The following is a 25,304-nucleotide window of genomic DNA, read 5'->3' on the forward strand; positions in this document are numbered from 1 at the left end:
TAATGCATTGATTGCCAAGAAAATATCGGTTTCACACATGACACCCATAGGCCATATTTTTCCTAAAAACAATAGTGTACAAATTTTTGAAGAGCAGGTATTAATACAAGAAATTTTCAACTATTTTTCAACAATCTCAGCAGATGTAGTAATTATCACGAATGGAGCCAAACCTATTGGGATCATTACTCTCAAGGACTTGATTCGTTCCCTTAAAAATTGTGATAGCTTGACTCTACCTGTCAACAATATAATGAGTTCGCCGATTCAAACATTTTCAAATATTATGTCTATTGCTGATGTCCTAGACAATATGGCTCATATGGAATTTGACAAAATTGTTGTTACCGATGCAAAGAACGATGTTATCGGTGTAATGGATCGTCGTCATCTTTTATCGTTATGCTACACACAGTTAACACCTTTGATTAAACACGAATACAATATTATCCATTCTATGTTAGGTTTAGCTGGAGAAAATGAACGTGGATTATTAAAGTTAGCGACGACAGATGCTCTAACTGGCATTGGTAATCGCAGGCTGTTAGAAGAGATTTTTCAAGCCCATCAGAGTCTAAATAAACGGTATGATGTGCCCTTATTTTTGTTAATGTTTGATATCGATAATTTCAAAAGTATCAACGATACATTTGGTCATGTTGCCGGTGATTCAGTACTCAAAGAGTTGACAAATTTAGTAAGTCAGTCCATCCGAAAATCGGATATCTTTATTCGCTGGGGAGGAGAAGAATTTACCATACTTCTTCAATACCCTGACCCTTTGAGCGTTGTCAAAATTGCTGAACATATTCGCGATGTCATCGATAAACACAGCTTTACAACCCTTGTACATGTAACATGCAGTTTCGGTTTGACGGCTATTCATCCATCCGAAAGACTTGAAGCGGTAATTGAACGTGCGGATAAAGCACTATATCGAGCAAAATCTGACGGCAAAAATTCAGTCAGGATTGAGCTCTCTTAAGTTTCTATTCCATCCTGCTTTAACTATTTACTTCTTAAATGAATATCTGCTACAATGCATAAAAACTTATAATAACGTATTTATATATTTTTTGTTCAGTTAATTTAGAGGCAAAATGATTTCAGAAATAGTCGCTATTACGCATACAACACCTATCGGTAAAGTCTTCGATGAAAATCATATTTGTGGGGTTTTCGACAGTGATGTGATTTTACATAAAGTGTTGGAATTTTTTGTAACTTATAATGTCGATGCCGTTATCATTATGGAAAAATCATACCCTGTTGGGATTTTAACGCACAAAGAGATGTTACGGGCAATATACAATTACGATAATACCGGTTTGCCGGTTAAAGAGTTTATGACCGCTCCTCTTAAAACTTTTGATACATCGACAAGTATTGCCGATGTCATTGATGCGATGCAAGAACTTTCCTTTGACAAAATCGTTGTACATAATGAGAAAAATATCATTGGTATAATCGATAAACGGCATCTTCTTTCTCTGTGCTACACCCACATAACTCCGTTGATCAAACATGAATACAATATGGTTCAATCGTTAATGGGATTAGTAGGGCAGGATGAACACGATTTATTAAAGATGGCAACGACAGATACCCTGACAGGGATCGGAAATCGTCGCTTATTTGAAGAAATATTTCAGGCTCATCAATCACTCGGAGACCGATACGATGTAAATCTATTTTTACTTTTATTGGATATTGATAATTTTAAAAGTATTAATGATACGTTTGGGCACAATGTCGGAGATTCTGTTCTCAAAGAGTTGGCGCATTTAATAACTAAATCGATCCGTAAATCAGACATATTTGTCCGTTGGGGGGGCGAAGAATTCGCAATATTACTCCGCTATTCAGATCCAATAGCTGTGATGAAAATTGCAGATCAAATCCGTAAACGGATTGATCAAAATAGTTTTGAGACAATTGTGCATGTAACGTGCAGTTTCGGTTTAACATCGATTCTACCCAATGACCTGATGGAAGATGTATTTGAACGGGCAGACAAAGCACTTTATCGAGCAAAAGCGGATGGTAAGAATACAGTTAGGATGGAAATTCCTTAAATTTCAATTCCATATTGTTTGATTTTGTACCCAATCTGTCGAGCACTCATTCCCAATGCACGAGCTGCTTTGGTTTGAATGCCGTGCGAATCGATTAATGCCTGAATAATCGATTCTTTCTCCAATTCCTGAAGACTTTTACGCGTTACCGGCCCGCCGGAAGAAGGAACTGTCGGTTGTACCGGTGCCGATAGATATACAGGAGCAGTTTCCGTTCGTATCACCTGTGGTTCAGGTTGTTGCATGTAAAGTTTTTGATAATTAAACGGCAATACATGATTCAGCATTTCAGGCTGAATTTCACCATCCGGACAAATCAGTACGATCCGTTCCATAGTGTTTTGCAGTTCACGTATATTTCCAGGCCATGGATAATCCAGCAGTAACTCCATCGCTCCCTTAGTAAATTGCATCGTTTTACGATGCTCTTTCATGAAACGATGTAAATAATGCTCAATCAGCAGTTTTACGTCCTCATATCGTTCACGCAACGGCGGTAGGTTAATCGGGATTACATTGAGACGGTAAAAAAGATCTTCACGGAATTCTCCCTTACGTACCATATCCTCCAAATTACGATTGGTGGCAGCAACGAGTCGGACGTTTGTTTTGATTGTTTTGTTTCCACCGACACGTTCAAACTCCTGCTCTTGTAGAATACGAAGGAGTTTTACCTGCAATGATGGCGTGATGTCCCCGATCTCATCGAGGAACAGCGTACCGCCGTCTGCAAGTTCAAAACGTCCTTTACGCATCTCTCTTGCATCCGTAAATGCCCCTTTTTCATGTCCAAAAAGTTCTGATTCAAGCAATGTTTCACTGATGGCGGCACAGTTGAGTTTTATAAACGGACCGTTTTGTCGGCGGCTGAGATTATGAATAGCAGTGGCAATCAGCTCTTTACCTGTTCCGGTTTCACCACGAATCAAAATCGTTGCATCGGTCGGGGCCACGGTGTTGATCATCGAAAATACCTGTTGCATACGTGTAGAACGACCAACGATATTTTCAAATTTATAATCTTTTTGCATCTCTTCTTTGTAATAGGTTTTAAGTTCTGTAAGAGACTCTTTTTCTTTCGTGATCGATTGCTGAACTTTGAGAGATCCGACAAATAGAGATCCGACAATGGTGAGCATTCGGACAATCTCATCAAAATTAAGAGGACTTTTTTTCCCGATATTTGCGGAAATCACCCCAATCACCTCATCATCTTGAAGCAGTGGAACGGCGACATAGGAGACCATCTGTGTGGAAATGTTCCCCATTTTGTTTAGATAATTAATATTGTTATGGATATTTTCGATGACGATCGGCTCACGGCTTTTAGCAGCTAATCCCGTTGCCCCTTCGCCAAAACGATACGAGGCCATTTTTTTCTGATAGGGCTCAAGATCAATGGATGCCAATAATTCAAGTTCGTTGACATCTTCTTTTTTTCGAAACAGTGCGCAACGTTCCAAGTATCCATGCTGTTTGAGACGTCGCATAGCTTTTTCGATGTTCTCATTGATATCGATAGTACTGGTAAGGGTAACGGCTACTTCATAAAGAAGATTGATCTCTTTATAAGCAAAGGTCAACGCACACGTATTACACTCTTCACGATTAGGAATATTTGCATCAAAGGTCATCATTTTAAATTCTTTTCTATGTAAGGTATTTGGTAATTGTAATACAAATAGCGACAATGAATCTACATTCATGTGGACAAAAAATAGACAATTTGTAGAACTGTTTTTGCACTGGAATATCAAAATGATCCAATAAGGAGACAATATGCAAATTACCGTTCATGGAACACCCACCCTTTTAGAGGGAAAAGAGATGACAATCTGGCGGGAAGCTCCTGCTGCACGTGTGACCAACCTAGATGGAAGCCAAAATGTTATTGGTATGATTGCTCCGAGCGCACAATTGCTCATTGCTATCCCTTCACTAAAAACCGAAGTGTGCTCATTGGGTGCCAAGAAGTTCAATGACCTTATCAAACAGTTTAAAAAACTTAAAACAGTAATGATTACTACCGATGATGCCGAATTTGTCAACGATTTTGTCACACGAGAGGGTATTGACAGTGCCGATGTCGTAATCGATACAAACCGTGATTTTGCCAAAAAATTCGGAATTTTAATAACAGAAGGTAAACTCAAAGACCGTCTGGCACGTGCGGTATTTGTTATCGACCAAGAGGGTATGATCAGTTACAAAGAGGTAGTTACGGAAATTACCGACGAAGTGGATTACGATAAATGTATTGAAGCGGTTGATAAAGCAGCCAACTTCAAGAAAAAAGGACACGACCATGAAAACTGGATGGGTGTATAAAAAATTCTGCTAAGGAGTTTGTGATGGTAGAACAGTATATTACTTGGTTAAATGAACGAGGGTTTCACCCTGATGATCTTGAATTTCGGGGGTTTAACGGTAATACTTCGTTATTACTGGCCGCATTGGAAGGTAATGCGATGATGGTCTCTCGACTCATCGAAGCGGGTAGTGATTTGTACGCAATCAACAATGATTTTAATGGTGTTCTCTTCAATGCATGTTATTCAGCATCACCCGAAGTAATTCGTCTTTTAGTAGAAGCGGGAGCCGATATCAATGATACCAATGAAGAGGGAACCACTGCATTGATGTACGCTGCCTCCGCTTCACGTACTGAGTGTGTAAAAATACTTTTAGCTTTGGGTGCTGATATAACCCTTCATAATGAAGACGGTTTCAGTGCAATTGAACTGACCAGTAACCGCGACGTATTTAACCAACTGCGCAGTGCGTGAACAAACCATCCTGACCCGTGAGTGGGTTGCTAACAAACAATCTTTTTTGGATTGGGAATCGCAACCCACCTCTTTTAAACAGTATCCCCATTTTTCCTTTCGTGTTCCTCTGAGAGAGCATCCATCGCTCAAGTGGCTTGCACAGACACGATGTATTACCGATGAACAGACGGTTGCACAGAAGCCCTATCGCCGACTCAATGTCCCCTCCGCAGGCAATCTCCATCCGATCGAGATTTATGTTCAGATCCGTAATGTCACAGGGCTGCTCAGCGGTATTTATCATCTCGATGTTTTACATGAGGAGTTGGTCTTAATACGAGAGATTGCAGGAGAGGGGATAGAACCTTACGTTGGGATGGACAAACGCTTTAGCGGAGTGATCGTGATGATATCCTTGGTGCCGTTTCGATCCTCTTGGAAATACGCTCTTCGTGCGTGGCGTTATCTCTATCTCGATCTAGGACATCAAATCCATGCACTTGGTGCTTCGGTACGACATTTTGGGTTATCTTTGACAAAAATGTCAGTAAATGAACGACTGAATACGATATTGGGGATGGGAGAGGATGAGGTGATCGGGGCGGTTTATGGTGTGGGAGAGATGAATGAGCGGAGTGTTAAAGCGCTGAATCCGCCTCTTATGCGTGTACAGCCGACCGATTATACTGAGACGATAGACTCACTGACTGGCGCTGTGAAAACAACTGCTGTCTATAATAAAATCCCAGAAACTCTTTTCTATGAAGATTTTGACTCCATTAACCGATTACGCCGAAGCGCACGTGAGTTTTATCCAAATGGTATGAGTGATACGGTTATTCAAGAACTCATGTCGATACCCTCATCTCCTTCTTTAGAGAGTCTCTTTTTTGTCTTTCAGGCACACTCTATGCAATCGGGATTGTATCGTAACGGGGAATGTGCCGTGAGGGGAAATTTTAATTCTGAAATACTCCATCTGCTTTTAGATCAGCGTTTTATTTCAGGATCAAATATGGTAGTATTGATTTTTGCGGAAATTTTTTGTGCAGACTCTCACATCGAAGCGGGAATCTATGCGCAAGAACTCTATAGGACGTGTGAATATCACAATTCAGGATGCAGCGGAATCGGGGCTTTTTATGATAAGGAAGCCTCCCGTTGGTCCGATAAGCCACTGATTTATGCAGTAGCAATAGGGGGAAAAGTATGATTATCGGAGTACCAAAAGAGATTAAAACGGACGAGTTTCGTGTCGGTATGACTCCATCAGGGGTTATGGAGTTGATTAAGGCAGGCCATAGTGTAATGGTTGAACAGGGTGCGGGTTTAGGCAGCGGTTTTGAGGATACACAGTATCTCAATACGGGTGCCGTATTAGTAGAGAGTGCGGATGATCTCTATGCAGGTGTCGATATGATCCTCAAGGTTAAAGAGCCAATAGAGGTTGAATACAGCCGTTTAAAAGAGGGACAAATACTGTTTACCTATCTTCATCTTGCGGCGGATAAACGGCTTACCGAAGTGTTGTGTGCGAAAAAAATCACGGCATTAGCGTATGAGACCCTTCGAATAGGGCGACGGTTACCGCTGTTAGAGCCTATGAGTGAGATTGCAGGACGTATGGCGACACTTTTCGGAGCGGTTCATTTGGGACGTTACAACGGTGGAAGCGGACGACTTCTTGGCGGTGCCGTCGGGGTAGAGCGCAATCGTGTTTTGGTTCTGGGAGCAGGGGTCGCCGGCAAATCGGCAGCCGATGCCGCAGCGGGTTTGGGAGCTGAGGTGGTAATGATGGATATAAACACCGAAAGGCTCACCTATTTACGTGATGTGATGGCACCCAATGTAACGATGCTCTATTCTACACATGATTCGATCTTGGAGTATATTAAAACGGCTGATTTGATTATCGGTACGGTACTCTTACCAGGGGCGAAAGCGCCTAAACTCATAACTGGCGATATGCTCGGTATGATGAAAAAAGGGACAGTTTTAGTCGATGTTTCTATCGATCAGGGGGGCTGTTTTGAGACCTCACATGCGACAACCCATTCGCATCCGACTTACGAAGTGGAAGGTATCATCCACTATTGTGTCGCCAATATGCCGGGGATGTATCCGCGCACCTCGACGGTTGCTCTGACCAATGCGACATTGCCATACGCGATCAAAATCGCTTCGACACCGTTGGATGTATTGTTACGCGATGAAATCTACGCAGGTGCGTTAAATACCTATAATGGAAATGTTACCAATAAAGCGGTAGCCGACGCTCATACAATGCCTTACAAAGGAACACTATGAGTGAAATAGACAAAGCGCATGAGATATTGGGAATCTACCGTTTTTACAAAATGGACGGTAAACTATACCATTACGATGAGGATGACCGACTCGATGAGCTGTTTGATGCGGTGGTTTATGCGATCAACGATTGCGGAATGCTCAAACCGCTCTTGCCGCGTGAAGAGTTTGTGGTTCCGTGTCGGGGGATATTGAACCAAGAGAGGGCATGGCTTCAACGCTTCGAACATCAGGACACCCGCGCCTTTTTTCTGAGTGATATTTACGACTTTTTGAAGCTCTTTACGGGACGGACGAAGTTACGGGTGAATTAAAACAATTCAATATATGATATACTTCGGATATACAATTTTGGAGGCTGATGATGACGGCTATGATTTCAAAATGGGGAAATTCCCAAGGGTTGAGAGTATCCAAAGAGATTATGGAGAGTCTCCATTTATCGGTAGGTGATAAAGTGGACGTCCACGTGGAAGATGAAAAAATCATTATCAAGCCGATTCGAGACTCTAAAATCAAATACGATTTGAGTGCGTTGGTGAATCTAATACCGCAAAACTATACGAGCCAAGAAGAGTTTTCAACATCGATGGGTCGTGAAGAATGGTAGACAAATACATCCCTCAAAAAGGGGATTTAGTTATCCTCACTTTTGACCCCCAAGCCGGACATGAACAACAAGGGCGCAGACCTGCACTTATCATCAGTAATGATCTTTTTAATGAACGTGTTGGATTAGCTATCGCCTGTCCTATCACCAATACGGATCGAAATTTCCCATTTCATGTCGCGGTTAACAGTGAACATCTCAGCGGTTTTATTATGAGTGAGCAGGTCAAATCGATCGATTATAATGCACGCAAAGTGAAATTCGTCACCAAAGTTGATGATGAGGTATTAAACCACGTACTAGGGTTGGTTGAGAGCATCCTCTTGTGATCTCTTCAAATCACAAAAGCCCCATCTCTATAGACCACTTCATCTCCAAGCGAAAACGTATGGGTATCGGCAAATACATCGACGTGGTACAGTCCGTCTCTGCGTTTAAACCCCGGTTTGCCGTAAGTGCCGTGTTTCGCCCCTAACGATATATGAACTCCGCACATACGCTCATAGGTTCCCGTGTCGGCAACGGTGCGTGTTTTACTAAAGGCTCGGTTGAGACCGAAACCGAGTTCTCGTATCCAAACGACTCCCCCCTCATCTCGGCGTATATTAGATAATATCAGATCAAATGCGGGAGTCGAGTTTTCGCATGCGACGACTTGCCCCTCTTCGATGATGAGGGTGATAGGGGTTTGCGGAGTGTTGATTTTGTACGTTACATCCCCGAAACAATAGATTTTAACCCGTCCGTGAACGGCTCTGAGATCTTGCGCTTCGGTAAACACTTCCCCTAGAGGGAATTGTCCGCCCCAATTCGGTAATCCTGTGTAATCTCCGATATTGACTTTGGCAGACTCGAACGGTGAACCGTAGATCAACAACTCTCCGCCGCTGTCGAGAATCCCCATCGGTGCACTGTCTATTTTAGACTGGAGTGCGCGACCGAGATAGCGGTAATAACCCTTGTCATATTCCAACGAATCGATGAAGTACGATGCCTCATCATCCGACATACGGCTGAGATGTGGGTGCTCGATCACTTTAAGGCGGAGTTTAAACAGCTCGACACGCAAGCGAAACGCATCGAGACGAAAATTGGTCGATTGGATCAATACCACCAAATCCGAAGGATTCAGAGCCTCTAACTGTGCCCGAACCTCTTCGGGCTGATGTGCATCAAAATCGATCAGCTGCGCATGGGGCAGGGCGCGTTTATATCCCTCCATCAAAAGTGTCGCTATCAGACACCGTGTGTCATATACCACAACGGCATTCTCTGAATCAGTGTGATGAAATGCCTCTCTCAAAAGAGTACTGAGGTACTTTGTCGCTTTTACAATCAATTCTTCTGTCTGCAATGTTTCTTCCTCGGTTGCAAAGATTATTGTCTTTTATTATGCGAATTATAGCTTAGATTGCATTTTGAAAGATTCAAACAAACTCTCTTCTCGAACACTATATGCATTTCTATCCTAAAAGATTCCAGAAGGATGCGAATGCTTCCCCCTATCGTCGTCATTAAACCCGACGTCTACTTTACAGGCGCCTTTGACCCCAAAATCCGTACCTTTGACATCATTATGAAAACTGCAAACGGTAGTTCGTACAACAGCTATGTTGTTCGCGGAAGCGAAGGGGTAGCAGTCATGGATACGGTAAAAAAAGAGTTTAGTAATGATTTTTTTACACGATTGGAACGAGTATGTCGGTATGATGAGATCAGATACATCGTATTACACCATCTCGAACCTGATCATTCAGGTGCACTGATCGAGCTGATGCAACGTGCACCAGAAGCGAAACTGATCATCTCAGGACGCGCAGTCATGATGCTCAAGGGAATTATCAAGACCGATATCCCCTACGAGATTGCAACGGCAGGGAAAACCATCTCTCTAGGAGATAAAACGATCGAGTTTATTATGACCCCTTTCCTGCATTGGCCGGATACGATGAGCAGCTACCTGCACGAAGAGAACCTTCTCTTTAGCGGCGATGTGTTCGGTAGCCACTACTATGATGAGCGGTTGTTTGATGATCTTGTCGGAGATTTTTCATATGCGTTTCACTACTATTATGATCACATCATGCGCCCGTTTAAACAGTATGTTCTCCAAGCTCTCAAACTCTATGCCGCATTTGATATTGATCTGATTGCACCTTTACATGGACCTATATTACGGAGCAATCCACAAAGCTATATCGATAAGTATGCACAGTGGAGTTCAGAAGCTCGTTTTCGTAAAAATGAGTTTAATACCAAAATGCTCTCCGTCTTTTATATTTCCAGTTATGACAATACCCATAAAATGGCAGAAAAAATCACCGAAGGGGCAGACAGTGTAGTAGGAATTCGGGCCAGCATGTACGACCTCGCATCATTGGATGAATCCAATATGATCACGCTTCTCGAAGAATCAGATGCGATACTAATCGGTTCTCCCACCATTAACGGTGATGCGGTGAAACCGGCGTGGGATTTGCTCTCCTGTATGGCCTATCTGGAGCGTACAGGGAAAATCGGTGCGACGTTCGGATCGTACGGATGGACGGGAGAAGCACCTGAGATGCTGCATGAACGGCTAAAAGGACTGAAATTTCGCCTTCCACTAAAGCCGTTGAAAGTCAAATTGATCCCAAGTGAAGAAGAGCTCGACGCGTGTGTTGCATTCGGTCGTGAAGCCTCTGAGATCACGATGGGGAAAATGGTCGAAATGGACATTTAGTACTCGATAAAGGTAAGGGAAAGGAGATCATTTTTATAGTTATCTTGTATTTTGTATTCACGATATCCACGTGAAAGAGCAATGCCGACTAAATATCGTTTTCCCTGAAAATTTATAAACCGATGAACTGCACTGTCCAGATTAACACGGGAAAGTCCCTCATCCAATTCGATACGCCCCATCGGTCGTAACGATGGATTCGTTGTCGAAATGATTACCCCTTTACGATCGACAAAACATCCAAATCCATTTTTTGATGCCGGAAAACTATCATTTAATATCGCTTCAAATTGTGGTGTTGCATCGAAAACAATACCAATTCCACCTATAGGCTTTCCATTTGAACAAATCGTAGCATTGTAGATATAGGTTGCTTCATCATTATAAAAACTGCTTTGCTCAAAATGACTTACAAAATAGTTTTGCGAATTATGATTGTTAAGTGTTTTCGTTATGTATTCACCCGAAACTTTTCGACCTATTATCGATGGATTATTTGAAGAAGCAATGATAGTTGCATGCCGGTCATAAATGAATAGATTCGTATACACGGTGTAGAGACTGTTAATATACTGCAATACGTCGGTAATACGTTTGATATCCGGATTAGCGAGCCCAAGTTCTTCTTCAAAGATGGGTGTAATTGCCCACCATCGACAATCATTGGCCCGTTCATAAAGATTTCTATCCATAATATCGATAGCCAGTTTTGCAGATGTTTGCACATCGTAAATCAACCCTTCCATTATGGTATTTTCAAGATTCGTAACTGTCTCTTTAATCGTCCCCAATATCGAGGAACTGACATTACGTAAATTATCAAGTACCGGGGTTAATACATAAACACGTTCTTTTGATGCAATCAGCTCACCATTGATAATCACATCACTTAGATCTTCGATAACATCATCGGCTTTGCGTATGATTGCTTTGATATTTTCATCCAGAGCACATTTTTCACTGATAGAATCTTTGATAGGAGGATTCTGAGTCGATTTACGTACATCAATGTACGATATACTGTTCCAAGGTGCTCCAAAATATCCTTCATATCCTTTTGTCTTTGCCAATACAAAGATTTTCCCATCTCGGTCGTTATAATCAAATTCACCCGGTAACGAATTCAGGCTCACTTTTAATGTGTTTGAGTCATCCGAAGAAGCGAAAATAATCTCTTTTCCATCCGTAAAATAGATATGTTCATTTGGATTCAAAAGGGAGTTAAAAATACGTTTCATCTCATCTTCAAAACGAAAACATAAGACTAATACACCGATCGTAGTATTGTTTTCAACGATTTTCTGCGCAAACATAAGTGTTTTAGTCTGAGATGGAAACAAATCACTATACGAGTATTGTTCGATGTAACCATTTGTTTTGATAGCATTGGAAATAATGCCGTCGGATGTAACATGGATCGAATTGCTACTGTTAATATTCAGTTTTACATTGCCGTGAACATCCGTTATGATAATTTCATTGTACACGCTGTATTTCATAGTATATTCTATAAGACGTTTTTGAAGTCGTTCAGAGGATTCTTTCCCATTCAAAAAATCGATAATAACGTTATCAGTCGCTAAAAATCCTACGTCTGCCGTCCGTTCAAAAAGATTTCGGATAAGGATATCAATACTGATCTGCGCTTTAGAACGGAGCTCTTCAGTGAATTTTTTTAAATTTTCCCGAATTAAAAGGGGAATGAGTTCTTCTTTGAGTTCCGAGAAAGTCTCAATGGTTTTTTCAGTAAAAGAGAAAAGATTGGCTGCTTTTTCGAGAGCACATATTTTACCGGTGAGGATGATTTTTTTTAGGAATCGATTTTGATCGTCAAATAGCTTTACGCTTTGACTTATAAAAGGAAAAAGGTCTAAATAGTTACTATTTTTCATGACCCCTTTGACTCCTCTAATAATTTATCAATCGCAGTAAATAAATTATCACTAGCCGCTTCCATCTCCACAAAATTTGCAATCACTTTATCTTTATTCTCTGTGACACGGTCTTCATTTTGAATAAATTTCATATTTTCACTGATATTGTTATGAATAACAGCATGGGGTGTAAGTATTTGAGAGTAACTTGGCAAATGAGAAAAGCGCTCTTTCCCCAACCCTTTTTCATACCACATTCCGAGCCTGCAGGTGTGGTGATCGCCGAATTCTTGCGTTTGTTTTCCATGAAATATAGAACTATACGCATTTGCTTTGAAGATAATATGATCCATCTTTGCCAATGTGGTAAACGTCGAATTTTCAATCTCACTCGCATCTTTCGCTGTTTGCAACGCATCCGCATTGAATTTATGCACGGTATACTGAAAATTTTCGATTGCCCGGCTAGAACTGCTGGCGATAGTGCTCATCGATTCAGCATTATTTTGAAGATCACCGCTGTCTTTTTGTAAACTTTCTACGGCAATGCCGATCTCTCCGGTCGCTTGGTGAGTTCTCTCAGCCAATTTACGAACTTCATCCGCAACTACGGCAAAACCTCTTCCGTGCTCTCCTGCACGAGCTGCTTCAATAGCGGCATTCAATGCCAAAAGATTCGTTTGAGTGGCTATATCTTTAATTAACTCTACAACAGAATTGATTTCATTTGTTTTTTCATTAAGTGCTGTAATTGCTGATGCGGATGTTTGTACCAACTCAAGAAGAGATGCCAATTCTATAATGATTGTTTCAAGCTCTTTTACGGTTGCATTGGAGGTATAGGCTGTTTTTTGACTTGTTTCTACAATCTCCGTTAATCGTAATATATTTTGTTCCGTATCTTTTTGAATCATTAAAAAACCGTTAATCCCCTGTGCAATCTCACTAATCTGTGCATTTACCGTTGTACGTTGGATAAAATGATGACTTAATTCCATGGCATCGATTCCACGATTAACCAGATCACAGTTATAGGCGAAAGCCCCCGTTAACCCTTTTTTAAGCACTTTTCGATGGTATAGATTTTCACTGGCATGTTCAACGCCGGCTTTTATTTCCCGCATAAAAATTTCCAATTGATCAAGTAAATTATTGACATTCCAGGAGAGTTCATATATTTCCGCATGATCATCTATCTCGGTTATTCGTGACTCCAATTCACCCATTTTTGCATGTTTTACTATATTTGCAACTTTGTTAATACTCTGCTTTGCCCATCGAATATTGGCAAAAATCACCCATCCGAATGAAAAATTGATAATCCCCAATAAAAGAAACCATTGAAAGCCGTTAACAAACATCTCTATCATAAGAATAAGCGTCACCATTGCCAACGAGGCAATATTAAAGTATTGAACTTTAGAGAGAGAGGATAAACTGGTCATAACTTTTTCCTGATTGGGATAATTGTTCATCTAAAATAGATTGTGATACGTTGAGACCGCCACTGTTTTCTCCGTTTAAAAGCGATCTATAAAGGGGGATGATTACTGACAGTGCTTCAGTGGTAGGTTTTCGACGAACGGAGTGAAAGCCTATAATCTTTCCAAAATTGTCATAAGAGGGGGTTACATGAGCAAAAACCCAGTAATAGTTTTTATCTTTTGTCTGATTTTTTACGTATGCAAAAATCTCTTTGCCGTTTTGAACCCGTTCCCAAAGAAGTTTGAAAATAAGTTTTGGCATATCAGGATGTCGCAAAATATTGTGTGGAGAGTGTAAAAGCTCTTTTTCACTGTAGCCTGAAATTTGTATAAACAAATCGTTTCCATATGTGATGCGACCGGACGTATCGGTTTTGGAAACGATAAACTCATCATCCTGAAAAATCAACTCATTATTAGCCATTCATTAACCTTTATTGTGTGATGAAAATATAACCTTTTTTGAGAGCATTTATTAATATCAAATTGAGTAGCTCGTGATTATTATTTCATCATATTGATAAGCAGGTATCAGAATATCTCGTGAATAAAAAATGCATTCTATGCATATATTTTGGGAGGGATGCCATGAGTGAACACGATATGATGCAACATGAGATCGAAAGCTATCTAAAAAAATACGCTATAAATGATGAAGCCCGCTATGTTATAGCACCACTTATTGCTAAAAAATCGCTGGAAATGAATCATCTTTATCAAGATCTTGGTTTCAAAAACCGTATCCAGATGGGAGCTTATATGTCTCAGCATTTTCCGCAGCTAGCCCAGATGAAGCCCAAAGATAAACTATGGAAAAAATTCCTCTATGATGCAATCGGTAAAGTCGCTCCGGCATGTGAGAGCTGTAATGACCAAGAACACTGCTTTACCTGCCTTATCGCGGAGGCGAGTGCGTGAAGACCCCATCGATTACCACGACCGAACTCTATACCCATCTCGATACGCTCATCGGTGCCGATATACCCGTCTTTATCCACGGATCACCGGGAATTGGTAAATCATATATTGTTGCTGAAGTGGCAAAAAAACATGCCTTGGAACTCGTCGATGTCCGATTATCCCAAATGGATCCCGTCGATTTGCGTGGAGTACCCGCGATACGGGATGAACAGACGGTGTGGATGCCGCCGATCTTTTTCCCGCGTGACAAAGAATCAAGCGGGATATTGTTTCTCGATGAACTTAATTCCGCTCCGCCATCAGTGCAAGCGGCAATCTATCAACTGGTGCTGAACCGTAAAATGGGAGAGTATGAGTTACCGAGTGGATGGCGTATTATCTGTGCAGGGAACCGCATATCCGATCGGGGTGTCGTGTTTCGTCTCCCGACACCGCTGGCGAATCGGATGGTGCATTTGAGCGTCGAGGCACGGTTTGAGGATTTTAAACTCTTCGCGATTCGAGAGGGGTTGCACTCATTTGTGATAGGATTTTTGGGCTTCCGTCCCGATCTGCTCACCTCGGAGAGCGTGAGTGAAGATGACAGCAACCCTGCTTTTGCGACACCGCGCAGTTACCATATGCTCTCGAATGTGTTGAAAACCACTAATGATACCTCCCGCATCGCCCCCATCATCTACGGGTTGATCGGATACGGAGCGGGGATCGAGTTTCTTTCGTATGTCAAAGTCTACGAAAAACTCCCCGATGTCGGAGCGATTTATCGGGGCGAATACCCCGCTATCGATAAAAGCGAACCGGCATTGCTCTATGCACTTGTCTCAGCGATGGTGGAGCTGTATCGCGGTGGAGAAGATGCCTCGAAACATCTGTTCGGATTTGCACAGATTTTGCCAACCGAGTTTGGGGTAATGTTGATCAAAGATGCCATCGTCAAAGACGCGTCCATAGCCGAATGTACTGAATTTGACGGATGGATTGAGCGTTATGGCGACTATATCCTTTAACGAGAGACTGGAGAAGATACGGGTTCAGTTTCTCTTTGACCATCCGTTTTTAAGTGTCCTAGCCCTCTCGATCCCTCACAAATATCAAAACAATCCCCACATGCTTTTCGAGAGCGATGGGGTTAGTATCCGTGTCGATGAGAGCAAAACACTGGGCTATGATGATGCACGGCTCAAATATCTCTACGCTCATATACTGCTCCATATCCTTCTAAAACATCCTTTCAGAATGAAAGGACGTGAAAAGCCGACATGGAATCGCAGTTGTGATATCGTGATCGGATTGTTACTCAGTGATTTTCAGCGAGTCGGAAATGCGGATGAAGAGGCGATGGTGATCGAGTCATTTCGTGACAAAAGTGTAGAGGAGGTGTACCATGCCCTCTACCGTGAGAGCGATGATGGGGAAGGCGTACCGAGTGACAACAACCCAACTCAGCAAAAAATGGACATTATAGAGCATGAAGGGGATACTCAGGTCGCCGAGGAAGAGCTTGACGCACTGATTATCCAAGCGATGGGTGCGGCGCGGAAGCAGGGGAATATCCCTGCCTCACTTTTAGAGATGTTCGATGAGATCACCAAGCCCTCGATCGATCTGCACACGTTGTTACATGCCTATATGTCGGAGAGTTTTTTCGATAAAGAATCTGATTTCTCCCACCCCAATCGCCGCTTCATCCATCAGGGGCTTTATCTTCCCGGATACCGATATGATCGTAACCGTTTGAGCTTTTTTATCTTTCTGGATAGGTCTATGAGTATCACATCGGATGTCTTCGCGCGTTTTTTGGGAATTATAGACTCTATCGTTCGCATGAGTCACGATTTCGAGGTGAGTGTCATCCCATTCGATGAACGAGTCTACAGCGAAGATAAAAAGAGCTATGATGCACAATCGATATTACCTAATATTAGTTTTGCCAAAGGTAACGGTGGGACGCAATTTAGCCCCGTTTTGGAGTATCTGAATACCCATGCAGGGGAAAAGAATCTGGCGGTGATCCTGAGTGATGGATATTTTACGGTTGAAACAGCACCCGCAATGCAGACGCTGTTTTTACTGAGTGAGAAAAAAAATTTGAAAAGGTTTGAGCGTTATGGAGATGCCGTCTACTTTGACTTATCGTGAACATATCGAAACGCTAAAAGATGATTTGGATTTCGAAGAGCAGGGCGATGCTATCTATCTGCACCATGAGGAGGATGAAGCACGGCTGTTGTGGGCGTTTCACCGTCCCAGCGGTTCTCATCCCATCCAAGTCAGTGATCCTAATACCGATGTAGCCATTATGGCATTCAACCACTCCCGATTAGGAGCTTTGGAACGCTTTACTCGGCTTAATCCTGAGGTTATCGGCGATCCTGATCTTCGTCGTCATATACGCAATCGTAGCCGTATGCTCTTTCGTGCGCTTGTCGATAACGATTTTAGCGAACTTCTGGAAGTCTTGAACCTTTTTCCGGTCTTTATCGATCAGGCGTGCGATCAGATGATCAACGGTCGTATTTGGAACGAAAACTATGCTAACGCTTTACGTGCATCACACTTTTTAGCTCTTGCGGAAGAACATATCACTGACCGGCTGATAGAGGGCATTATTCGGCGTCTTCGACCGCTCAATAGCTACAATTTTGATGAGGCCAAAGAATTATTATCGGAGTTGAGCAATCAAGCACAAAAGTTGCATTCAGAAATCAAAATGCATTACTGTGCTGAATTTGAGAAGTGGATTGCCCGTGAAAAACTCCATCCACTCCAAACCATTGTTCTGCAAAAACAAATTACCTTCCTAAAGGAATCCCATGTCTGAGACAAAACTCAAAGTGATGAAAACCATCTTTAATCTCAGTGATGAGTGGGAATATAATATTTACGAATCGGATGATATCGCCGAATATGCCCAAATGGACAAAACTGAGGTTAAAAATATCATCTTAGAACTTTACGATGAGGGGTATTTAGGAGAGTGTATGAGTATCGGGGATGACGGCTATGAGACGTTTTATCTTAATCGTCGCGGGCGTGCGGTAATCGGGATAGAGTAATGGTAAAGTTAGTCGTATTTTATGAAAAACCTTTTTGTGCTGCTAATGCCAAGCAAAAGCAAATTCTACGTCAGAGCGGCTGTACGCTGATCGAACGCAATCTTCTTGAGCATGGATTGGACAAAGAAATGCTTAGGTCCTTTATGGGAGAAAAGAGGGTGGAAGAGTGGTTTAACCCTGCCGCTCCTGCGATCAAAAACGGTGAAATAATTCCAAATACGTTAGATGAAGGTGAAGCAATGGCCCTTCTACTATCTAATCCCATTTTGATTCGACGGCCGCTGATGATTATCGGAACTGAAAGGGTGTGCGGATTTGATGCAGATAAAGTCTCTGAGATGCTGGATCGCTATATTGAGCCTATGCCGAAAATAAACTGTATGGAAAAAGGGTGTTTGGAAAAAAAATCTGCTTTATAAATACATTATCGTAATCGTAGAGCATGGATGAATATACGATATTCCGTATTATGTTTATTTTAAATATAATATATATTATGTTAATCAAATACTATTTCAGTTTAGCTACGTTACACTTTTATCATGGAATCAACAAAAGAACAACTTATCACTGATATCGAAAATCTTCTCAACCGTTATGATGGTATCAAGCAGACGCATATCGATCCAACACTTCTGCAATTTTTAGATCGTCAAACGCTATTAAGTATTATTGACTCAATCCTTCGCCAACAAGAAAAAGTAAATGAATCAAATATAGAGTGGCTTGAACAATTTAAACAATATTAATTTCTCAAATACTAATCACAAATATCATTCACAAAAACCGTTCTTATGAAAATTATATCTAAAGTTGTTTTTTTAAGGTAATGCTAAAAAATATGATCTATAATAACAACAATTATCCACAGTGATATTTTTTAACATTGAAAATACAAAGGAGCATTCATGTCATCTAACGTCGATTTGATTCAACTCACCGAACAAACCAAAAAACTTACAGCAATGGTCGTCGAAGACGAAGTTGTTGCTAATGACCTTTTGAGCTCAACGTTCAAAAACTTCTTTGCTGAAGTGACTTCAGCTTACAACGGTGCGGAAGCATTGCGTATGTATGAAAAAGTAAATCCGGATATCGTTTTTGTTGATATCATCATGCCGGAAATCGACGGTATCGAGCTTGCTCGTCGTATCCGTTCTATCAACCCGTCACAAATCATTATCGTTATTTCTGCGAGCAACGATATCCAAAAAATTTCTGAATCAATCGAAGTTGGGGTTAACAGCTTCATCCAAAAACCGATTGATACGAAGAAAATCCTTGAGATGCTTCAAAACATTACAAGTCTTGTTTCTAAACGCAAAAAAATCGAAACAAAAACATTCTCGATCTCATTGCCGTTGGATGTTTATGAGTTGGTTGATGATAATGCAAAAGCAGAGAGTATCTCTAAAAATGCCGTTATTATCCGCGCACTTCGCTCATTTTATAACGACTAATCCACCCTCTTCCCGCATTTGCGGGAATATCCAGTACATTTAGCTTTTTTTCAGCAAATTCTCCGTATAATTTCGGCTCAGGTTTAACCTGTCTCATTGTCGGCCCCATCATCTAATGGTTAGGATTCCAGATTTTCATTCTGGCCATACGAGTTCGAATCTCGTTGGGGTCACCACTTCTAAACTTCCCCAAATATTTCGCCTTAGTTCCATTATTCGTTCTAGACCTCTGATCTTTTCACTATTCAACTCTTTTAATTTTTAATATTTCTACTTAAAGTAGCCCTTAAGCAACAGAAGCGTAGCATTTCGCGATTAAACTTATATTATTCTATTAAGGATCTCCCACGCATACTCGAGAAATCAAATTAATTTTATTTAGCTTTATCGCATTGATTTTTTTTGGAGCTGTTTTACTCTCCCTTCCGTTCGCTCATAATGGTGAACTAAGGTTTATGGATGCTTTGTTTACATCTACATCGGCGGTTTGTGTAACCGGACTGATTGTTAAAGACACCCCCGTTGATTTCACCTCTTTCGGACATATCGTTATTCTCCTTTTAATACAAATCGGCGGTTTAGGTTATATGACTGCAGTTACCTTTATGGCTGTTATGCGCCGTCAAAAGATTGCTCATCGTGACCGTCTGATCTTGCAAGAATCGCTTAATTATCCCGGGATGGACGGATTGGTACGGTTTTTGAAAATTGTATTTTCAACCATCTTCATAATCGAAGTCATCGGCATGGTAATATTGACACTGCGTTTTTGGGTAGATATGCCATTGGATCGTGCCGCATGGTTTGGAATCTTTCATGCCGTATCGGCTTTTAACAATGCGGGATTTTCACTCTTTAGCGATAATATGATGGGATATCGAAGTGATTTTGTTATTAACATTACCATACCGGTATTAATTATCCTCGGAGGGCTAGGATATCTGGTTCTTCTTGAACTCTATCATTACCATCGAGGGCGTGTATTACGACTTTCTACGCACACAAAATTAGTATTGACAATGACTGTCCTGCTAATAGTATTAGGAATGGCAATACTGCTTTCTATGGAGTGGAATAACCCAAAATCCTTTGGATCTATGACTACCTATCAAAAGATTTTAGCCGCCTGGTTTACTTCGGTAAATTACCGTACAGCCGGTTTTAATACGATCGATTTTTCCACTCTGACCGACTCTAATCTTTTCTTCGGAACGTTCTTTATGATGACCGGTGGTAGCCCCGGTGGTACGGCGGGAGGTATCAAAACCACAGCAGTGGCATTGGCACTTATCGGCGTATGGTATACATTACGCGGTGATACGCGTGCTCATATTTTTCGTCGCTCTCTTTCACCGTATCAGATCAATAAAGCATACGCAATTATCTTCGTTGCATCCATTTATGTTGTCGTTTCGACTATCATTTTAAGTGAAGTAGAGCGCCTACCTTTTTTACGAATTTTGTTTGAGACAACTTCGGCATTCGGTACCGTTGGAGTTTCGACGGGTAACGGCGGGGTGCTGAGTTACAGTGCTCTCTTCAGCGATTGGGGGAAACTCAATATTATTATTTTGATGCTGATGGGACGTGTCGGTGTATTCGCTTTCACCATGGTAATCGTCGGAAAAGCGGTGGAAAGCCGTATTAAATATGCAGAAGGAAAGGTAATTATATAACATGGATACATACGCTGTTGTAGGATTAGGAAAATTTGGTTTTCATGTTGCAAAAGGTTTGGCGCAACAAGGGGTGAGTGTAATTGCAGTAGATTTGGATGAAGAGCAAGTAAGAGATATCAATGAATTTGTCCAAGATGCCATTGTTCTTGATTCAACCGACATACGGGCATTACGTGAAGCCGGATTAGGAAATGTCGATGTTGCCGTAGTAAGTATCGGCGAAAACATCGAGGCAAGTATCCTCACGGTTATGGCACTTAAAGAATTAGGTGTCGAAACGGTTGTTGCCAAAGCGATCACAACGGTCCACGGGCAAATTCTCTCTAAGCTAGGCGCAGCAAAAGTAATCTATCCAGAGATGGAATCGGCTAAAAAGATTGTTAAAAAAATGGTTGCGAACATGCATTATGAAACCATCGATCTTTCCATCACAATGAAAATTGCTAAACTTACCGTCCCATCCTTTTGGGTTGGTATCTCCATCCTCTCTCCAATTTTTGAAAATGAATTTGAGGTAAAGCCGATCGCCTATAAACATCAAGGTGTCTGGTATACCTCGTTTGAAAACGATGATATTTTAGAAAAGGGTGATATTCTCCTCGTTTTAGGCAATAGTTCACATATCGAAGCCCTTAGTAAAAAGGTGTGAGTTAGCCTCTTTCTGCTAAAATACGAAAAATATTTTAGGAAAGAATACTTATGCTCCGTTTTGCCCCAAGTCCGACGGGAGATATGCACATTGGCAATCTCCGCGTCGCACTTTTTAACTATATTTCAGCCCTCCAACGCGATGAACCGCTATTGATCCGTATTGAAGATAGCGATCAGGAACGCAATATCCCAGGTAAAGAAAAAGAAATTTTCGAGATATTGGCTCTTTTTGGAATCAAACATCAAGAAGAACAGCTTCAAAGCAATAATCTTCGATTTCACCGCGCAATGGCCATCCAGCTGCTTCAAGACAAAAAAGCATTTAACTGTTTTTGTACTTCTGAAACTCTTGATGCCAAACGCGAAGCTTCCAAAGAAGGTAAAATTGCCTATCGCTATGACGGTACCTGTGAAAATCTCTCTGCCGAAGCGGTGATCGACAATACAAATCCCTTCACGATCCGACTCAAAAAACCGGATCACTCCATTACGGTCACTGATTTAATCAAGGGAGAAAGTACGTTTGCCCCCGATGATATCGACAGTTTTATCTTGATGCGTGCCGATAAATATCCAACCTATAATTTTGCCTGTGCGATAGATGATATGTTGGCCGATATTTCCCTGATTATTCGAGGAGAAGACTATCTGAGTGATACTCCAAAACAGATCGCTATCCATGAAGCACTGGGGTATACTAAAAAAGTCGAATACGCACATCTACCAATCATCCTCAATACTGAGGGAAAAAAGATGTCCAAGCGTGATGATGCTTCCAGTGTCAAATGGCTTCTTGAAGAAGGATTTTTACCCGAAGCAATTACCAACTATTTGATTATGATGGGGAATAAAACACCAACGGAAATTTTCAATCTTAAAGAGGCAATCAAATGGTTTGATTTACGTACCATTTCAAAAGCCCCCGCCCGTTTTGATATCGACAAACTCAAATTCATCAACCGTGAGCATCTTAAAGGATTAGATCCTAAAGAGCTCTCTCGCTATGTCGGATTTGCTGATGAAGAGATAGGTCAACTTGCCAAGGTATTCCTCGAAGAAGCCAGTACACTTAAAGAGCTTCGCAGTAAAATCAGTGCAGTTTTTGCTCCTAAAATTGTCCCTGATGAATATAAAGAGGGATTTGACATACTTCGTGAAATTACCCTTAAAGCACCTCATTTTGATGATTACGACTCATATAAAGCGTATTTGATGGAGCACAGCGGTTTGAAAGGCAAAAACCTGTTTCAGCCGCTTCGTATCCTTATCGGCGGTGCGGAACACGGACCCGAATTAAATGATTTGTATCAACATCTTAAAAATTATCTCAAAGAGGTGGTTAAATGATGACCGGTATTATTTCTGGATTGGGAGGAATCGTCCACTCTCTTATTACCGTCTATATCTGGGTTTTGATTATCGGTGCCCTCCTCTCATGGGTACGCCCAGATCCGTACAATCCGATCGTACAAATTATCTATCGCCTTACAGAACCGGCATATAGACTTGTTCGACGTATCATGCCGACTGTTTTCAACGGTATCGACCTCGCCCCTCTTATCTTGGTTATTTTGCTTCAAGTCTTAGATGTGCTATTGGTCAACATCATAAATGCTTTAGTCTTCTCCTAATGCGTTCGGTTATTTTATCAATGCTCCTCATTAGTGGAGCATGGGCCATCACTCTTAATGAAATCAATGATAAACCCGCTTCACGTCAAAAAAACTTTTTGATTTGGCAGTTTTTACATCAGGACATTAATGCATCAGAGGCTTCTGAAGCATTTTATCAAGTCGATAATGTCAACGAGCGTTTTTTATTTGACTATGCGGCAAAAACCGATGAAACGGAAATTAAATATACAGCATCGTGCATGCGTGAGCAAGCATGCAATCTCCCTTTAATCGAGCAAGACGACTGTTTAATGTTGGCACTTACACCGGCGAAAGCAACAGCGCTCAAGCCCGAAGAGCGAGAGGAAATAGCAAATCGACTCAATAACCGCTTCGGTAATACGCAATGGCTTAGAGCCATGAATCAAGAAAGTATGTACACGTCCGTTGACAATATTGCCAATGAAAACATTGTGTTTCGCCTAGCAGGCGCAACGTACCGTCATGAGCACTTCAACCATCCGCTTTCAAATGAAGTATTAGAAGCACTAACCCAAAGCAATGTGTTTGGACAGATTGTCTTCCTCACTGTTACCGATCCCGCAATGGAGCAGTTACAGCAATCGCTTTCCATGGTTTCCATAGGACATTTTGACCCTCAAACCCATTTTTTTCTTGCAATGAATGCCGTTAAATACGCTAAGCTTGATATTGCAGTGGAGCATTTAAAAGAAGCTAAGGGACGATTTTATAGTCCGATTGATCGTGATAAAGCCATTTTTTGGCTTTATGAGATTACCAAAGATCAAAATTATCTTACTGAACTCTCAAATAGCCTAGATATTAATATGTATGTTCTTTACGCACGTGAACTGCTTCAATTGCCAACTGAAAATTATTTCACAACGCTTCCTACTATCCAGCACACTAATAGTATCAACGGCGTTGATCCGTTCCAATGGCGGGTATTCGCCGAAGAGGTTAAAGCGTCAACACCTGATACCATCGTGAATCTGATTGACCGATGTGATGGAGAAGACTCGCTCGGTGTTCAAGGATATGTATTAGAGCGGACCTATGAACCGTACATCCATAACTTTACGATGCCCTACGATCAATATATGACGACGTTAAATGCTGATCAAAAAGCCCTTGTGTATGCTCTTATGCGTCAGGAAACACGATTTATCCCCGGACTTATTTCACGCTCGTTTGCGTTGGGACTGATGCAGATTATGCCGTTTAATGTCGATAGTATAAGCAAAGTTCATCCTCTTAAACCGACGACTTATTTCGATATGCTGCAGCCTGAACTGAGTATCGCTTATTCGATTGCCCATTTACAGCATTTAATCCACAATCTCCATAATCCTATATTGATTGCGTATGGTTACAATGGGGGACTCGGATCAACAAAACGCCTTCTCTTGGAGGGAGGACGATTTTTACCAGGTGAATATGAACCGTTTTTGAGTATGGAACTGATTGGAAATGATGAGAATCGGGAGTATGGCAAGCGTGTACTTGCCAACTATGTTATGTATAAAAAAATATTAGGCGAAGAGGTATCGATCAAAGCTATTTTTGATAATTTAACTCAACCGAGCCAGTCTGATTATTTTCGAGCCGAAGCGCTAAAGAGTCGCCAGGTACTGAGTCAAACCGAATAATATAGTATCGATACCAGCTGTTGTGTACCGGAATCAATGATCGGCGGACATCTTTTTCATCAAGAGATTCTACCGCCGTTGCCTTTTTACCGTTTAGCATCAGGGTATACCCATAGGTTTCCCAATCTCTATTTTTAATAATTGTGCTGTCTTTCTCGATATAAAGTGCAACAAGAAAGTTTTCCCCATCTTTGTATTTAACCGAATCGATTTTGTTGAGATACACTGAAGAAATAATCGCTTTTGTCTCCAATGAAAGAAGAATCGTTCCGCTACGAAGCTGCTCGACGGCACGTTCATGCGCTTCATCCATCTTAAAAAGATCAAATGCCCCTTTTTGTGCACATCCGCTAAAGGCCAATAAAGCTGATAAAGCTATCCAAGAAAATCGCATCCTAATCCTTTTGTCATCGA

At 41.4% G+C, this 25,304-nt stretch carries 29 protein-coding genes and 1 tRNA gene; 24 read left to right on the forward strand and 6 right to left on the reverse strand.

Going from position 1 to position 25,304, the window contains the following annotated elements; genetic code table 11:
* Positions 1–7 precede the first annotated feature (7 nt).
* Positions 8–985: a diguanylate cyclase gene (locus tag PHI47_RS08060; RefSeq protein ID WP_299935950.1), complete on the forward strand. Its 978-nt coding sequence runs from the start codon at positions 8–10 to the stop codon at positions 983–985.
* 115 nt (positions 986–1,100) lie between these two features.
* The gene (locus tag PHI47_RS08065) at positions 1,101–2,075 is read left to right on the forward strand and encodes a diguanylate cyclase (RefSeq protein WP_299935953.1); all 975 of its coding nucleotides are present in this window, start codon (positions 1,101–1,103) and stop codon (positions 2,073–2,075) included.
* Here PHI47_RS08065 and PHI47_RS08070 read toward each other — a convergent pair.
* Positions 2,072–3,712 (reverse strand): sigma 54-interacting transcriptional regulator, encoded by a 1,641-nt coding sequence (locus PHI47_RS08070; RefSeq protein ID WP_299935956.1) that lies wholly within the window; start codon positions 3,710–3,712, stop codon positions 2,072–2,074. The two genes, PHI47_RS08065 and PHI47_RS08070, sit on opposite strands and share 4 nt — an antisense overlap.
* A 142-nt stretch (positions 3,713–3,854) precedes the next feature.
* On the opposite strand from PHI47_RS08070, the gene PHI47_RS08075 reads away from it, so the two are divergent.
* The 7 genes from PHI47_RS08075 to PHI47_RS08105 are packed head-to-tail and all read left to right on the forward strand — an operon-like array spanning position 3,855 to position 8,089.
* Positions 3,855–4,403, forward strand: coding sequence for a redoxin family protein (locus PHI47_RS08075; RefSeq protein ID WP_299935959.1), 549 nt, complete (start codon positions 3,855–3,857; stop codon positions 4,401–4,403).
* Between the two features lie 23 nt (positions 4,404–4,426).
* The gene (locus PHI47_RS08080; protein ID WP_299935963.1) at positions 4,427–4,861 is read left to right on the forward strand and encodes an ankyrin repeat domain-containing protein; all 435 of its coding nucleotides are present in this window, start codon (positions 4,427–4,429) and stop codon (positions 4,859–4,861) included.
* Entirely contained in the window at positions 4,854–6,056 is a 1,203-nt protein-coding gene (locus tag PHI47_RS08085) for a hypothetical protein (RefSeq protein ID WP_299935966.1), read from the forward strand. Before PHI47_RS08080 ends, PHI47_RS08085 begins: the two co-directional genes overlap by 8 nt.
* Positions 6,053–7,150: an alanine dehydrogenase gene (gene ald, locus PHI47_RS08090; protein ID WP_299935969.1), complete on the forward strand. Its 1,098-nt coding sequence runs from the start codon at positions 6,053–6,055 to the stop codon at positions 7,148–7,150. The genes PHI47_RS08085 and ald overlap by 4 nt, the downstream gene beginning before the upstream one ends.
* The gene (locus PHI47_RS08095) at positions 7,147–7,464 is read left to right on the forward strand and encodes a hypothetical protein (protein WP_299935972.1); all 318 of its coding nucleotides are present in this window, start codon (positions 7,147–7,149) and stop codon (positions 7,462–7,464) included. The genes ald and PHI47_RS08095 overlap by 4 nt, the downstream gene beginning before the upstream one ends.
* A gap of 47 nt (positions 7,465–7,511) precedes the next feature.
* Entirely contained in the window at positions 7,512–7,760 is a 249-nt protein-coding gene (locus tag PHI47_RS08100) for an AbrB/MazE/SpoVT family DNA-binding domain-containing protein (protein WP_299935975.1), read from the forward strand.
* Positions 7,754–8,089, forward strand: a complete 336-nt coding sequence (locus PHI47_RS08105) for a type II toxin-antitoxin system PemK/MazF family toxin (RefSeq protein ID WP_299935977.1) — start codon at positions 7,754–7,756, stop codon at positions 8,087–8,089. The genes PHI47_RS08100 and PHI47_RS08105 overlap by 7 nt, the downstream gene beginning before the upstream one ends.
* 5 nt (positions 8,090–8,094) lie before the next feature.
* Here the strand turns inward: PHI47_RS08105 and PHI47_RS08110 are convergent, their stop codons facing one another.
* The gene (locus PHI47_RS08110) at positions 8,095–9,114 is read right to left on the reverse strand and encodes a hypothetical protein (RefSeq protein WP_299935979.1); all 1,020 of its coding nucleotides are present in this window, start codon (positions 9,112–9,114) and stop codon (positions 8,095–8,097) included.
* Between the two features lie 138 nt (positions 9,115–9,252).
* Between PHI47_RS08110 and PHI47_RS08115 the strand changes: the two genes are divergently transcribed.
* A complete protein-coding gene (locus PHI47_RS08115) occupies positions 9,253–10,482 on the forward strand; it encodes an FprA family A-type flavoprotein (protein ID WP_299935982.1) in 1,230 nt (409 codons plus the stop codon).
* On the opposite strand, the gene PHI47_RS08120 is transcribed toward PHI47_RS08115, so the two are convergent.
* The 3 genes from PHI47_RS08120 to PHI47_RS08130 are packed head-to-tail and all read right to left on the reverse strand — an operon-like array spanning position 10,479 to position 14,264.
* Positions 10,479–12,374, reverse strand: coding sequence for a hypothetical protein (locus PHI47_RS08120; RefSeq protein ID WP_299935984.1), 1,896 nt, complete (start codon positions 12,372–12,374; stop codon positions 10,479–10,481). The two genes, PHI47_RS08115 and PHI47_RS08120, sit on opposite strands and share 4 nt — an antisense overlap.
* Positions 12,371–13,801, reverse strand: coding sequence for a methyl-accepting chemotaxis protein (locus tag PHI47_RS08125; RefSeq protein ID WP_299935987.1), 1,431 nt, complete (start codon positions 13,799–13,801; stop codon positions 12,371–12,373). Before PHI47_RS08125 ends, PHI47_RS08120 begins: the two co-directional genes overlap by 4 nt.
* Positions 13,776–14,264, reverse strand: a complete 489-nt coding sequence (locus PHI47_RS08130; RefSeq protein WP_299935990.1) for a PAS domain-containing protein — start codon at positions 14,262–14,264, stop codon at positions 13,776–13,778. Before PHI47_RS08130 ends, PHI47_RS08125 begins: the two co-directional genes overlap by 26 nt.
* 164 nt (positions 14,265–14,428) lie before the next feature.
* Between PHI47_RS08130 and PHI47_RS08135 the strand changes: the two genes are divergently transcribed.
* From PHI47_RS08135 to PHI47_RS08200, 14 genes are all read left to right on the forward strand, one after another.
* Positions 14,429–14,758, forward strand: coding sequence for a nitrogen fixation protein NifQ (locus PHI47_RS08135; RefSeq protein ID WP_299935993.1), 330 nt, complete (start codon positions 14,429–14,431; stop codon positions 14,756–14,758).
* Positions 14,755–15,768, forward strand: coding sequence for a MoxR family ATPase (locus PHI47_RS08140; RefSeq protein ID WP_299935996.1), 1,014 nt, complete (start codon positions 14,755–14,757; stop codon positions 15,766–15,768). Before PHI47_RS08135 ends, PHI47_RS08140 begins: the two co-directional genes overlap by 4 nt.
* Entirely contained in the window at positions 15,749–16,900 is a 1,152-nt protein-coding gene (locus tag PHI47_RS08145) for a VWA-like domain-containing protein (RefSeq protein ID WP_299935998.1), read from the forward strand. Before PHI47_RS08140 ends, PHI47_RS08145 begins: the two co-directional genes overlap by 20 nt.
* Positions 16,875–17,582, forward strand: coding sequence for a hypothetical protein (locus tag PHI47_RS08150; protein ID WP_299936001.1), 708 nt, complete (start codon positions 16,875–16,877; stop codon positions 17,580–17,582). Before PHI47_RS08145 ends, PHI47_RS08150 begins: the two co-directional genes overlap by 26 nt.
* On the forward strand, positions 17,575–17,817 hold the full coding sequence (locus PHI47_RS08155) for a hypothetical protein (RefSeq protein WP_299936004.1): 243 nt from the start codon (positions 17,575–17,577) through the stop codon (positions 17,815–17,817). The genes PHI47_RS08150 and PHI47_RS08155 overlap by 8 nt, the downstream gene beginning before the upstream one ends.
* Positions 17,817–18,236, forward strand: coding sequence for an ArsC/Spx/MgsR family protein (locus PHI47_RS08160; protein WP_299936007.1), 420 nt, complete (start codon positions 17,817–17,819; stop codon positions 18,234–18,236). The genes PHI47_RS08155 and PHI47_RS08160 overlap by 1 nt, the downstream gene beginning before the upstream one ends.
* 123 nt (positions 18,237–18,359) lie before the next feature.
* Positions 18,360–18,566 (forward strand): hypothetical protein, encoded by a 207-nt coding sequence (locus PHI47_RS08165; protein ID WP_299936010.1) that lies wholly within the window; start codon positions 18,360–18,362, stop codon positions 18,564–18,566.
* 159 nt (positions 18,567–18,725) lie between these two features.
* Entirely contained in the window at positions 18,726–19,277 is a 552-nt protein-coding gene (locus PHI47_RS08170; protein WP_299936012.1) for a response regulator, read from the forward strand.
* Between the two features lie 101 nt (positions 19,278–19,378).
* Positions 19,379–19,453, forward strand: a tRNA-Glu gene (locus PHI47_RS08175).
* A gap of 216 nt (positions 19,454–19,669) precedes the next feature.
* Complete coding sequence (locus PHI47_RS08180) at positions 19,670–20,953, forward strand: TrkH family potassium uptake protein (RefSeq protein WP_366882770.1); 1,284 nt, start codon at positions 19,670–19,672, stop codon at positions 20,951–20,953.
* Position 20,954: 1 nt separating this feature from the next.
* Positions 20,955–21,605, forward strand: coding sequence for a TrkA family potassium uptake protein (locus PHI47_RS08185; RefSeq protein ID WP_299936015.1), 651 nt, complete (start codon positions 20,955–20,957; stop codon positions 21,603–21,605).
* A gap of 50 nt (positions 21,606–21,655) precedes the next feature.
* Positions 21,656–22,954: a glutamate--tRNA ligase gene (gltX, locus tag PHI47_RS08190; protein ID WP_299936017.1), complete on the forward strand. Its 1,299-nt coding sequence runs from the start codon at positions 21,656–21,658 to the stop codon at positions 22,952–22,954.
* On the forward strand, positions 22,951–23,238 hold the full coding sequence (locus tag PHI47_RS08195; protein ID WP_299936020.1) for a YggT family protein: 288 nt from the start codon (positions 22,951–22,953) through the stop codon (positions 23,236–23,238). The genes gltX and PHI47_RS08195 overlap by 4 nt, the downstream gene beginning before the upstream one ends.
* Entirely contained in the window at positions 23,238–24,890 is a 1,653-nt protein-coding gene (locus PHI47_RS08200; protein ID WP_299936024.1) for a transglycosylase SLT domain-containing protein, read from the forward strand. Before PHI47_RS08195 ends, PHI47_RS08200 begins: the two co-directional genes overlap by 1 nt.
* Here PHI47_RS08200 and PHI47_RS08205 read toward each other — a convergent pair.
* Positions 24,799–25,284 (reverse strand): hypothetical protein, encoded by a 486-nt coding sequence (locus PHI47_RS08205; protein WP_299936027.1) that lies wholly within the window; start codon positions 25,282–25,284, stop codon positions 24,799–24,801. The genes PHI47_RS08200 and PHI47_RS08205 overlap by 92 nt on opposite strands.
* Between the last annotated feature and the right edge of the window lie 20 nt (positions 25,285–25,304).

Source organism: Sulfuricurvum sp. (assembly GCF_028713855.1).
Lineage (GTDB): Bacteria > Campylobacterota > Campylobacteria > Campylobacterales > Sulfurimonadaceae > Sulfuricurvum.